The sequence below is a fragment of the Mesorhizobium sp. FG116 genome, assembly GCF_057809835.1.
In genome coordinates, this window is sequence record NZ_JBMDKS010000014.1 from 34,185 (window position 1) to 46,124 (window position 11,940).

Genomic DNA, 11,940 nt, shown 5'->3' on the forward strand with positions numbered 1-11,940 from the left:
CGCCGGATCGATGCGACCCGACGGGTGTGGTAGTATTAGCCTAGCCTACCAAACCCAGCCAGCAAGCACTGGCGATCAAGGAGACGAGAAATGAATGTCCAGAACGTGTCGCTGCCGGGATCGGGCGAACCTGTGCGGTTGACAGAACTGGCGCATGGCGGCGGCTGCGGTTGCAAGCTGGCCCCGTCCGTTCTCCAGGAACTGCTTGGTGGCCAGGCCGAGACATCGTTTGCCCAACTGCTCGTCGGAACCGAGACAGGCGACGACGCGGCTGTCTGGCAGGTGGACGACAAGACCTGTGTCGTCGCGACCACCGATTTCTTTATGCCGATGGTCGATGATCCGCGCGATTTTGGTCGCATTGCCGCGACCAATGCGATTTCCGACATCTATGCGATGGGAGCAACGCCAATCATGGCGCTTGCGATCCTTGGAATGCCGTTGTCGAAATTGCCCGTTGAATCGGTGCGCGAAATTCTCGCCGGCGGCCGTGCTGTTTGCCTTGAGGCAGGCATACCCATTGCCGGCGGCCATTCGATCGATGCTCCGGAACCCATTTATGGCCTGGCGGTGATCGGCATTTGCAGTCCGCAGCAGGTTCGCCGCAACAAGAGCGCACAGCCGGGCGATGCACTCATCCTCACCAAGGGTATTGGCGTCGGCATTTACTCCGCGGCCATCAAGAAGAGCCGCTTAGACCGCGCCGGCTATGATGAGATGATTGCCTCCACCACCAAGCTCAACCGGATAGGAAGCGAGCTTTCGAAGCTGCCTCATGTCCATGCCATCACCGATGTCACAGGTTTCGGCCTGCTCGGCCACTCGCTCGAAATGGCGCGGGGATCGAACCTGACCATCCGCCTGAAGGATCGGGATGTGCCATTCTTCCAGCAGGCGGAGGCTCTCGCCCGCGAGGGATTTATTACAGGCGCATCCATTCGCAACTGGGCCAGTTATGGAGACAGCATATCACTCCCGGACGGCTTGCCGGACTGGCGCCGAAACCTGCTGACTGATCCGCAGACATCGGGGGGACTGCTGATTGCCTGCGCCGACGGACAGGCAAAAGATGTCTTGCTGGCCGTGCAGTCGGCCGGGTTCCCCCGCGCCAGTATCGTTGGAAGCGTCCATGCCGGTGCCCCCCGCGTCGAGGTAGTCGCCGGCCCCTGAACGATGCTGCCCAGAGCTCGAATTTTGATGAGCCGGCAACCGTTGGCGCAACTGCTTGTGAACCCGGCCAACGCATGGGTTTGATCCAAACTTAGTCGTTGATTCGCAGGGAACGCACGGCGTGTTCAATTGCTTGCGTTTGCTGCCGCATGGCGGGTTGATCCCCCATTACTGATCGGCTACTGAACGCCATGGCTTCCGGCGCAATTTCACTGCCGCAGCGGCGACTTCCTTCGGTCGACCAGTTGCTTCGCCTTGACGAGGCAGTCGTCGCAATCAAGCTGTTTGGCCATGCGCAGGTCGTGGCGGCTCTTCGCGAAAGCCTGCAATCCTTGCGTGGCGCGATGAGTGAGGCTGGCGGGCACGACATCAAAGGGTCCGTTCCGGCAATCGACGATATTTTGAGCGAGGCGATTGCCCGCCTCGAAGCGAGCGCAGCGCCTCGGATTCGACAAGTTTTCAATCTGACCGGTACAGTTCTTCATACCAATCTCGGCCGCGCCGTTCTGGCGGATGAGGCAATCGAGGCGGCCGCGCGGGCCATGCGGAACCCGACTGCGCTCGAATTCGACCTTGGCAAGGGCAGCCGCGGCGAACGGGATGAGCTTGTTCGCGGGCTTCTTAGCGAATTGACGGGCGCGGAAGACGCCACCGTTGTCAACAACAATGCCGCCGCAGTACTGCTTACGCTCAATACTCTCGCCAGCGGCCGCGATGCGGTCATCTCACGAGGCGAACTGATCGAAATCGGCGGCGCATTTCGCATGCCCGATATCATCGCCGCTGCAGGCTCACGCATTCTTGAAGTCGGGACGACCAACCGCACCCATTTACGTGACTATGCCAGGGCGATAGGGCCTGATACGGGCTTGCTACTGAAAGTGCATACATCGAACTATCGCATACAGGGCTTCACGAAGGAGGTCCCCGCCCCCGAACTGGCCTTGCTTGCGAAAGAGCACAGCATCCTTCTGGTCAACGATCTCGGGTCGGGGACGCTTGTCGATCTGTCGCGCTTCGGTCTTTCGAAGGAGCCGACCGTGGCCGACGCCATTCGCGAAGGTGCCGACATCGTTACATTCTCCGGTGACAAGCTGTTGGGTGGACCGCAGGCCGGCTTCATCATCGGCCGCAAGGAACTGATCGCGCGCATCAATCGCAATCCGATGAAGCGTGCGATGCGTGTCGATAAGATCAGACTGGCGGCGCTTGAGGCGACGCTGCGCCTCTATCTGCACCCTGAGCGGCTGACGGAGCGGTTGCCGACATTGCGGCATCTGGTGCGCTCCTCGACCGAGATCGAGGCCCTTGCACAGAAGATCATGCCTGCCGTGGCGGCATCAGTCGGCAGCAGGTTCTCCGTTGAGGTAGCCGCTTGCGCAAGCCAGATCGGATCGGGTGCGCTACCGCTTGAAACCGTTCCCAGCTTTGGTCTTGCAATACGTACCGCCGATCCGAAAGCAAGCGGGCAGGCAATCGCCAGCTTGACAGCGGCATTCCGCGCCCTCCCCGTCCCTGTCATCGGTCGCATCGCGGATCAGGCCCTGATCTTCGACCTGCGATGCCTTGAAGATTCCGCCGCCTTCACGTCCAATCTCTCGCACCTTGAGCTATCGGGGGTGCAGTAATGGGCGTTTTCGAGCGGTTTCTTGGGCATGAGCAAAACGACGAGCCCTCGATCCGGGCGCTAGCTCCTGCAGCGCCTTTGCCGGAGCCGGTGACATGATCGTCGGCACGGCAGGCCATATCGATCACGGAAAAACGTCTCTGGTTGGCGCCTTGACCGGAGTTGATACGGACCGGTTGAAGGAAGAAAAGGCGCGAGGCATTTCGATCGACATCGGTTTTGCCTACATGCCTGTGGCAGACGGTCCAACGATCGGCTTCGTCGATGTGCCTGGACATGAGCGTTTCGTCCGCAACATGCTTGCTGGTGCGACCGGCATCGACTTTGCAGTTCTTGTCGTGGCCGCAGACGACGGGGTCATGCCCCAAACGTCCGAGCATGTCGCCATCCTTGATCTGCTCGGTGTTTGCGATGGCGTTGTCGCCCTCACGAAAGCCGATCTGGTCGGACCGGACAGGCTCGCCGCCGCGCGCAACGAGATTTCCAACCTCCTGCTTGGAACGAGGATGGCGAATTTCGAGATCATCCCTGTTTCGCCGGTAACCGGGATGGGCATTGCGCAATTGCGCGACCATCTGGTCGCTGCCGCTCGCACACGACAGGAGAGCAGGCTACGCGACGGCGCATTCCGGCTCGCGGTGGACAGATCCTTCACGCTCACGGGTGTCGGGACGGTGGTGACTGGAACCGTGCTGTCGGGCTCGGTGACGGTTGGCGACAATCTGTTGGTGAGCCCCACCGGCTTGCCGGTGCGTGTGCGGGGTATCCGTGCCCAGAACATGAAGGTCGACCGTGGCGTCACAGGTGACCGTTGTGCGCTCAATCTGGCGGGCGATGGCGTTACAAAGGACGCCATATCCCGCGGCGATATAGTATTGGACCCCGGTATCCACGCGCCGTGCGACCGCGTTGATGCCCGCTTGCGCGTGTTGCGCTCGGAGACGAAGCCCGTGCCCCAGTGGATGCCGGTTCGGCTTCACCACGGCACAATGGAAGTCGGCGCCCGCATTGTATTGCTCGGCGAGCAACCGATTTCTCCCGGCGAAGAAGGATTTGTGCAACTCGTGCTGGAACGGCCGGCCGCAATGACCTCTGGCGATCGGTTTGTGATACGCGATACGAGCGCACAGCGCACTATTGGCGGCGGCGTGTTGCTCGATCTGCGCGCGCCAAGTCGCAAGCGACGCACTCCGGAGCGGATGGCCGAGTTACAGGCATATTTGTCCGATACCCCGGAAAAAGTACTGTCGCAGTTGCTGGAAGGCCCCCCCTACCTTATCGACATTGACAATTTTCAGCGGGACTTTGCGCTTATACCCCAACAAATCGACGCCATGTCCGACCGCCTCGGCTTGAAGCGCCTGCGTGCCGGCGGCAAGACCCTGGCGCTGGCAGCGGCGGCATGGGAACGGATTCGGCAGGCAGTCACCGATCGGCTGGAACAGTTCCATGCGGATAATCCTGCCCTGCCGGGGATCGGCGTCGAGCGGCTTCGCCTGCATATCGAGCCCCGACTATCGGCGCCGGCATTCATTGCAGCGTTACGAGAACTGACTGATTCCGGTCATGTTGCCATGGACGGCACCTGGGTGAAGTCGCCAGACCATATCGTTCAACTGACGCCGCAGGATGCGGTACTCTGGGGAATAATCAGGCCGATGCTTGGCGGTGCGGCGCGCTTTCGACCGCCGCGAGTCCGCGACATAGTCGAGAGCAAGGGCGTTCGTGAGGCCGAGGTTAGAGACCTGCTTAAACGCCTCGGCCGGATGGGACGCGTAGTTGAAATCGATCGCGACCACTTTCTTTTACGCGGCACGATCGCTGAAATCGTTGGCATTGCACGCGAGATCAGCGAAGCTTCCAGCGACGGCCAATTCGCTGTTGCGACGATGCGCGACAGGCTCGACAATGGTCGCAAGGTAACGATCCAAATTCTTGAATTCCTTGATCGTCACGGCGTGACCTTCCGCCGTGGGGACCTGCGCCGAATCAACAAGAATCGACTCGATCTTTTTGGAGCACACAAAACTGCTGATCCAGCAGGAACAACCGATGCAACTGGAAGAGATGCGTCCCCGGTGGGGCGTCCGGACTTCAAATCCGGGAAGGGCCGCGAGACGGTCCTTGGTGGGTTCGACTCCCACTCTCTTCCGCCACGCACTTGAGGGGCCCGCAGCGGTCGGAGGCGAATGTCCCGCTCTGGCTACCTCATTGGGAAGGTCTGCACGATAAGTCAGAGTTCCGGCGATTTGACGTGGTCTGGTAAAAGTGGTCCGGACTGGATGCTGGATCTCTGACGGGATTTCCTAATTGAGCAGGTCACACTGAGATCGGCTCTCAAAAGGTCATAATTGTCCAGTATCCGCTTGCCCCAGGCGAGCACCTTTACGCCATCGCCAGTAAGCCCCCGAAAAGATTGCCCGCGCTCGATCAATTGAACATCAAGGTCCTTTTCGAGCTTCTGTATCGCTGACGAGAGCGTAGGCTGGCTCACACCGCAGGCCCTTGCGGCCCTGCCGAAGTGTTTCTCTTGCGCTAAGGTGACGAAAAACAGGAGGTGTCTGATCTGCATGAGGCGGCCACCATAATATGCACAGTCGGAACCGCGCAACTATGCTGGCCTGCCAAATCAACTCAGCTTGAAACCGGGATATCATAGGTGAAGGCCGCAGTCGCAACATCAGCATGATCGTGACGTAGGCCGTTGATGCCGATTACGCCCATGTAGATCCCGATCAACAGCATGAGGACGCCTGATGCGTAGGGCGCGCGGCGTGCGAACGTGCTGAAGCCAGACCAGCGTTTTTGAATATGGCGAACGCTCAACGAGGCAAGCACCCCCGCTGCTACCATTGTGACGGCCAGCCCGATGCTGAAGCACAGCACCAGAACCGCGCCCAACGACAGTTGCTTGAGCTGAAGGCAAAGCAGCAGAACGGTGATTGCAGCGGGACAAGGGATAAGCCCGCCCGTCAATCCGAACATGACGATCTGGCCCGTGGTTACGTTGCGATTGGAGAACCGGCGCGCGATGTCGCTGGCGTGGGCGCGCTCGTGCGCATCCATGTAGTCGCCATCTTTGCCGACCTCGAGACCGTGAGTGTGACCAACCTCGATGAACTGAACATCGTAGTCATGAGTGTGGCTTCCATGACCGAGACTGATGCGCGCCTTGAACTCATGCGGCTCAGCAATCTCCTGCAAGCTTTCGAGATATTGGCCTTTGTCGACGAAGGTAAACGCCTGCCGCGAACCGTCGGTTCGCTCGGTTACCAGGGTCGCATCATTCGCCGCCCAACGATGCCCGCTTTGAACATGAATCCGAAACCTGGGTGGCGCACCGTCTTCGAAGATGTTCAACGTAAGTACGCCATGCCCGGTATCGACCTTTTGCCCCTCGCCCTCGTGGTGGTGATGGTGGTCGTGGCCGGCTTCCAGAACTTGGCTGCGCCATGTGCGCCAGATCATCCATGCCGCGATGCCGACAACGATCACCCCCGAAATCAACTGGAAATACGGTTCACTCGCTTCTGCATCCAAGCCTTGGCCGATATATTGCCCACCAAGAGCAACAAGCCAGACGATTGCCGTATGTGAGATTGCGGCCGATACGCCAAGCAGGACAGCCTGGGCAATCGTACCCCGCACGGCAATAATGAAGGCCGCCATCATCGTCTTGGAGTGGCCCGGCTCAAGGCCGTGCAGAGCGCCCAAAAGAATCGCAGTTGGTATAAAAAGCCATGCGTATGCAGTTCCTTGCTGCAAGAGCTCAGGAAGCGAGGCCATGAGGCTGTCTTTCTTGGAGACTTGGGGGCTATTTCACATAAGTGCGTATGACTTCGATGAGTTCGCTAGCCCCGCGTTGACGGGCACCCTCGCTGTCGGCCGCGAGGATGTGGGATTCGATATGCTCCTCGATCAATTCACGCGTGAGGCCATTGAAGGCCCCGCGCACCGAGGCGACCAGTTGCAACACATCCGCACAGCCGATCTCATTTTCAAGCGCACTTTCGATCGCTTGAACCTGACCCTTGATGCGACGCACCCGGGCAAGCAGTTTCGACTTTTCCTGTATCGTATGGGACATGATCCAACCTTCCATATACTATAGGGGGGTATACTATATGAGTCAATTCCTAAAACGTATCTTTTAAGCGCTCACAAGGCGCGCAACTGGTGCAGCATTGCGCATTCCAAACTTTTGAGTCGACCAGTATAGGCATTGTCAACATCACCAGGTATCGGCCAAAATCGGACGCACAGACTGGTGCAGCGCCCGGTCCGAGGGGTGCTCACCCATGCTTTGTGGGTGCGCCGAACAAGCCGCCAGGCGCGAACGCTTCGCGCAAGTACTCGGCGAATTTCTTCGCCGCCGGACGCATGATGTGGCGTCTAAGGCTGAGACTCATGACATGCACCGGCAGCAACTTCTCCCGGATCGGCAGCACCGCGATACGTGTTCCATCATAGCCAAAGGTCGTTCCGGGGACGGCATTGTGGATGGTGTAGCCATGGCCATGCCCGACCAGTCCGCGAATAAGCTCATATGAATGCGAACGATAGACGATGCGAGGCTCGATCTTGCAGGCAAGGAAGAGGCTGAAAAAGTACTCGCGCGAATGGGGAAGATCGAGAAGGATGAAGGGCTCGTCCGCAAGTTCCGACAGGCTGATGTCGGCGCGGTCGGCAAGCGGATGTTGGGCTGACAAAAGCACATAGGGCGGCAGTTCCGCCAAAAGTTCGCCAGTCACCTCTTCAGTAAGGGCATAGGCATAGGAAAGCGCCATTTCGAAACGACCGGAGATCAGGCCGTCCAGCATTTCCTTCTGGTTCCCCTCCTCCAGGTTGACCATGATGCCAGGCATCCGCTGTGAGAACTCTGTGAGCAGCCCCGGCATGAAGCGCGTAGCCAAGGTGACAAAGCTGCCAACCGTAATTTCGCCTGACAGGCCGTCACTTAGCGTCATCGCGTTACGGCCAAATTCGCGCGCATGATTGAGCAGGAGCCGCGCCTCGCCAACAAAACGGCGGCCGGCAACCGTGAGCGTCACGCCACGCGCGTGATGACGAACGAAAATCTGGGCGCCAAGTTCGGTCTCCATATGGGCAATCGCATTGGAAACGGACGGCTGAGAAACATTCAGCAAACGGGCCGCTTCCGTCACGCTGCCGGTGTCGGCGGTGGTGACTATGTAGTCGAGTGTGCGGAAGGACATGTGCATAGCTTCAATCTATCTTGTTGCCATATTAAAAGTATTTTTCATTATGCGACTTCTGTGATCAAGTCATAAAAAAAGACGATCAAGAGAGACCGTCAGGAGGGACGGAACCTCTGATGCCGTAGGGGCGGCAATTGACGCATGGCGCCAATGAGGAATGGGCCAGCGGATTAACTTCAAGGGCTTCAATGTATACGCGTGGCAAGCTATAGCTTGAAACGATAGGCATTTTTTGCCCAAAAATCCCCCTGCTTTTGAATATCTGCATACAATAAGCCAAAACCAACAAGGAGGAGTTGAAATGTTGGGAATTAGGAAACTTGCAGTTCTCGCAGCAGTCGGCCTCAGCCTTACGGCCGTTCCTTCAGCCTTCGCCCAAACCAAACTGCGGCTGGCCGTTGAAACGACCGGTCGCGATCCCACCAACGTGATGTTGTCGACATTCCGCGACGAGCTCAAGAAGTCCGCGGGCGACGAGGTTGCCATCGAGTTCTTCGAAGGTGGCGCGCTGGGTGATGAAAATGCCTTGGCCGAGTTGATCCGCGCCGGGCAGGTCGAAGTCGTTTCCATGGGTTCGGACATTGTCTCCCTCGACAGCAAGTTCGCCGTCTTCGATATGCCGTTCCTGCTCAAGGACAAGGCAACCGCCCGTGCCGCCATGGATGGCGAGCTTGGCGAAATGCTGGCGAAGTCCCTTCGCGAGACCGTCGACCTCGAAGTCATCGGCTATGGGGAATTGGGCTTCCGCGTCATTAGCAACAACGTTCGCCCGATCGTAAAACCAGAAGACCTGAGTGGCTTGAAACTGCGTACGCCAAGCAATGAGGGCCGTATCCTGGCGTTCAAGACGCTTGGCGCGGCGCCGACTCCGATGCCTCTCGGCGAAGCCTATGTCGGATTGCGGCAGGGCGCGATCGACGGCCAAGAAAACCCGCTTTCGGTCATCAAGGAGTTCTCGCTCTTTGAAGTTCAGAAGTACATCTCGCTGACCAATCACGTCTATACGCCAATCTCGCTCACCATGAACGGCAAGGCGTGGGATGCCCTCACCCCCGAGTTGCAAGCCAAGCTCAAGGCTGCTGCCAAAGTCGCTGGTGATGAAACACGCAAGCTCTCCGACGAAAGCGACGCCAAGCTTGTGGATGAGTTCAAGGCTGCCGGCGTGACGATCAACGAGATCGATCCGGTCCCCTTCCAGGAAGCGGCTGCGCCTGTAGCAGAAAAGATCTCCAGCGTCGTGACGCCAGAGTTCATGACCCGCGTACAGGAAGTCCTGAAATGAACGACTTGCATAACCTCTCCTCCCGTTTCCGCTATGACGGAAACGGGTCGAAGGCACGGATTGGACTGATTTTCATGGCCTCCAGCGTGGTCATGGAATCCGAGATGTGGGCCATGGCCGCCGAGGGCGTGGCAGTCCACACAACGCGTATCAAATTGCCGAAGGTGACCGTCGAGGGCATCGAGGAAATGATGAACGCGCCGGAACTCAAGCAGGCAGCGCGCCTGCTCGGGTCAGCCCCGATCGACGTGCTGTGTTTCGGCGGCACGAGTGCTTCGTTCCTGCACGGCACCGCCTATGACCATGCATTGATCAAGAAGTTGAAGTCCTGGGCACCAGGGCCGAAAATCACGACGGCTTCCACTGCGACCCTTGCAGCACTGGCCGAGGTAAAGGCAGGGCCAGTCGTGCTTGCCACGCCCTATGTCGACGGCGTGCATGCACGAGCCATTCGCTTTCTCGAGGAGAATGGCCACAAGGTTCTGAAGCACAAGAACCTGGGCATCGATACGGACCAGGCTTTGGCCGAAGTGCCGATCGAGCGCGTGTACGACATGGTGATGGAAATCGATCATCCGGACGCCACGGCCGTATTTATCAGTTGCACCAATTTCTGGTCGGTGGGCGCCATCGAGGCGTTGGAAACCGCACTCGGAAAACCGGTCATTTCCGCCGTGCAGGCCTCGTTCTGGCACTGCCTCGAAGTGAGCGGGGTGAATGGCGCAAAGCCCGGCTATGGACGTCTTTTCAACAAGCGTATCGCACCCGCGGAGGTTCACGATGGCTGAAGAAACTGAACTCGCCGCCACCGACTTCGAAATGAGCCCGCCACCTGCTGGTCGGTTTTCAAAGGGCCTCAATTTCGTCCTCGAAAACCTTGCCATGGCGTTGATGGCCATCCTCACGCTGCTGGTGTTTGCCAACGCCTTCTCAAGATACGCCTTCTCCGCACCACTTCCGTGGACTGAAGAAGCCGTGACCTATCTGCTGGTCTGGCTGGCAGCGGTGGGCATCATCATCGCGGGCCTGCGCCAGACGCTAATTTGCTGTGACATCGTTACCTACCGGCTGCGGCCGGGGCCCCAGCGGAGCGTCGCGACCTTCTGCGCGCTCCTTGGATCGGCGACCATGTTCTACTGCGCCTGGTTGACTTGGCAATATCTGCAGATCTTCGGTTCCGACCTCAGTCCTGTCCTGCGCATACCCAAGGGCGTGTTGATCTCTGCCTTGCTGGTAGCGCTGCTCGGTCTGGCGGTAACCCTCCTCGTCCCGCTTTTCAGGAGGAAGTAGAGCGATGCTCTCCCTAGCCCTTATTACAATTCTCACGCTGTGCGTGCTGGCGGTTATGGGCATGCCTATAATCATCGCCCTCGCCGCCTCGGTCATCGCTTTTCTGTTCTTCTCCAGCGGGTGGGAACTGGCACTGCCGCAACAGACTCTGGTCGGGGTCAGCGACTACATTCTCGTTACGCTTCCCCTATTCATCCTTGCCGGCAACATCATGAATGTCAGCGGCATTGCCGACAGGCTCTTCGCGTTCGCCAGCGCGGCAGTCGGCTGGATGCGCGGCGGCCTAGCGCATGTCGACGTGATGGTTTCCATCATGTTTGGCGGCATGATCGGAACCTCGGTCGCCGACTTGGCCGGAACCGGCTCGGTCATGATCCCGAAGCTGAAGAAGGCAGGGTATCCGGGTCCCTTTGCCTGTTCCATCACCGCCACGTCCTCGGGCATTGGCATCCTGATCCCGCCAAGCTCACCCATGATCCTCTACTCGGCTGTCACCGGCACTTCGCTCGGCGCCTTGTTCCTGGCCGGCGTTATCCCCGGTCTCCTCATGGGCCTCGTGCTGATGATCACGATCGGAATATTGGCGCGCCGCAATGGCTGGAGCCCGATGCAGAGTTTCGAATGGCGCGAACTTATGCGCACCGGCAAGGAAGCCATCCTGCCAATGGGCATGCCCGTCCTGATTCTCGGAGGGCTGGTATTTGGCATTTTCACGCCGTCCGAGGCCGGAGCATTCGCGGTCGCATACGCCATCATCCTCTCAATGGGCGTCTATCGATCCATGAGCTTTGTGGATCTGCGAAAGTCGCTGGTCGAAGCCACCGTGCTCACCGGCGAAGTCCTGCTGGTCGTAGGCTTTTCGGTGGCGCTCGGTTGGGCTCTGTCCGCGGCGCGGGTTCCGGTGGCCCTGCTGGATATGATGCAGTACCTGTTCCCATTCGAGTCCACGATCCCGCAAATCTTCCTGATGCTGGGTTTGGCGCTCATCGCAGGCATGGTGCTCGACCCATTGATCCCGATGATCATGCCGGTGCTGCTGCCGTCGCTGCTGGCTCTCGATGTCGACCTGGTGCACTTCGGCGTCCTGATGGTGGTCACGGTGGTCATCGGACAGGTCACGCCGCCAGTCGCATTGGCGCTGATCGTGGCAGCCCGGATCGGACGGGAGGATATCGTAGCGACCTTCAGGGCGAACACGCCGCTGCTTCTGAGCATGTTTGTCCTGCTGATATTGCTCATCTTCTTCCCTGCCCTCACCACCTGGCTGCCAAGCCTGATGATGTAGGCGACAGCCGGAACAAGGCCTGCCCTGCATGGGCAGGCCACATCTCTCCCAAACTCACGGCTGGTGT

General features: G+C 58.9%; 10 protein-coding genes, 1 tRNA gene and 1 pseudogene. 8 read left to right on the top strand and 4 right to left on the bottom strand.

Features of this window, described 5'->3' with window-relative positions:
* Positions 1-90: 90 nt before the first annotated feature.
* From selD to ACODTY_RS12820, 4 genes and pseudogenes are all read left to right on the top strand, one after another.
* Positions 91-1,170, top strand: coding sequence for a selenide, water dikinase SelD (selD, locus tag ACODTY_RS12805; protein ID WP_488994635.1), 1,080 nt, complete (start codon positions 91-93; stop codon positions 1,168-1,170).
* Positions 1,171-1,361: 191 nt separating this feature from the next.
* A complete protein-coding gene (selA, locus tag ACODTY_RS12810) occupies positions 1,362-2,798 on the top strand; it encodes an L-seryl-tRNA(Sec) selenium transferase (RefSeq protein ID WP_488994636.1) in 1,437 nt (478 codons plus the stop codon).
* Between the two features lie 94 nt (positions 2,799-2,892).
* A pseudogene (gene selB / locus ACODTY_RS12815) lies at positions 2,893-4,725 on the top strand (selenocysteine-specific translation elongation factor); the annotation flags it as partial.
* Positions 4,726-4,857: 132 nt separating this feature from the next.
* Positions 4,858-4,953, top strand: a tRNA-Sec gene (locus ACODTY_RS12820).
* A gap of 77 nt (positions 4,954-5,030) precedes the next feature.
* On the opposite strand, the gene ACODTY_RS12825 is transcribed toward ACODTY_RS12820, so the two are convergent.
* The 4 genes from ACODTY_RS12825 to ACODTY_RS12840 form a co-directional block, all read right to left on the bottom strand.
* Positions 5,031-5,369 carry a LysR family transcriptional regulator gene (locus tag ACODTY_RS12825; protein ID WP_488994637.1) on the bottom strand — a complete coding sequence of 113 codons (339 nt, stop codon included), beginning with the start codon at positions 5,367-5,369 and terminating at the stop codon, positions 5,031-5,033.
* A 62-nt stretch (positions 5,370-5,431) separates the two neighbouring features.
* A complete protein-coding gene (locus ACODTY_RS12830; protein WP_488994638.1) occupies positions 5,432-6,583 on the bottom strand; it encodes a nickel/cobalt efflux transporter in 1,152 nt (383 codons plus the stop codon).
* Positions 6,584-6,611: 28 nt separating this feature from the next.
* Positions 6,612-6,884 (bottom strand): metal/formaldehyde-sensitive transcriptional repressor, encoded by a 273-nt coding sequence (locus ACODTY_RS12835; protein ID WP_488994639.1) that lies wholly within the window; start codon positions 6,882-6,884, stop codon positions 6,612-6,614.
* A gap of 205 nt (positions 6,885-7,089) precedes the next feature.
* The gene (locus ACODTY_RS12840; RefSeq protein ID WP_488994640.1) at positions 7,090-8,013 is read right to left on the bottom strand and encodes a LysR family transcriptional regulator; all 924 of its coding nucleotides are present in this window, start codon (positions 8,011-8,013) and stop codon (positions 7,090-7,092) included.
* A gap of 304 nt (positions 8,014-8,317) precedes the next feature.
* On the opposite strand from ACODTY_RS12840, the gene ACODTY_RS12845 reads away from it, so the two are divergent.
* The 4 genes from ACODTY_RS12845 to ACODTY_RS12860 are packed head-to-tail and all read left to right on the top strand — an operon-like array spanning position 8,318 to position 11,873.
* Positions 8,318-9,298, top strand: coding sequence for a TRAP transporter substrate-binding protein (locus tag ACODTY_RS12845; protein WP_488994641.1), 981 nt, complete (start codon positions 8,318-8,320; stop codon positions 9,296-9,298).
* On the top strand, positions 9,295-10,086 hold the full coding sequence (locus ACODTY_RS12850; protein WP_488994642.1) for a maleate cis-trans isomerase family protein: 792 nt from the start codon (positions 9,295-9,297) through the stop codon (positions 10,084-10,086). Before ACODTY_RS12845 ends, ACODTY_RS12850 begins: the two co-directional genes overlap by 4 nt.
* Positions 10,079-10,588, top strand: coding sequence for a TRAP transporter small permease (locus tag ACODTY_RS12855; protein WP_488994643.1), 510 nt, complete (start codon positions 10,079-10,081; stop codon positions 10,586-10,588). Before ACODTY_RS12850 ends, ACODTY_RS12855 begins: the two co-directional genes overlap by 8 nt.
* Before the next feature lie 4 nt (positions 10,589-10,592).
* Complete coding sequence (locus ACODTY_RS12860) at positions 10,593-11,873, top strand: TRAP transporter large permease (protein WP_488994644.1); 1,281 nt, start codon at positions 10,593-10,595, stop codon at positions 11,871-11,873.
* Positions 11,874-11,940: the final 67 nt, after the last annotated feature.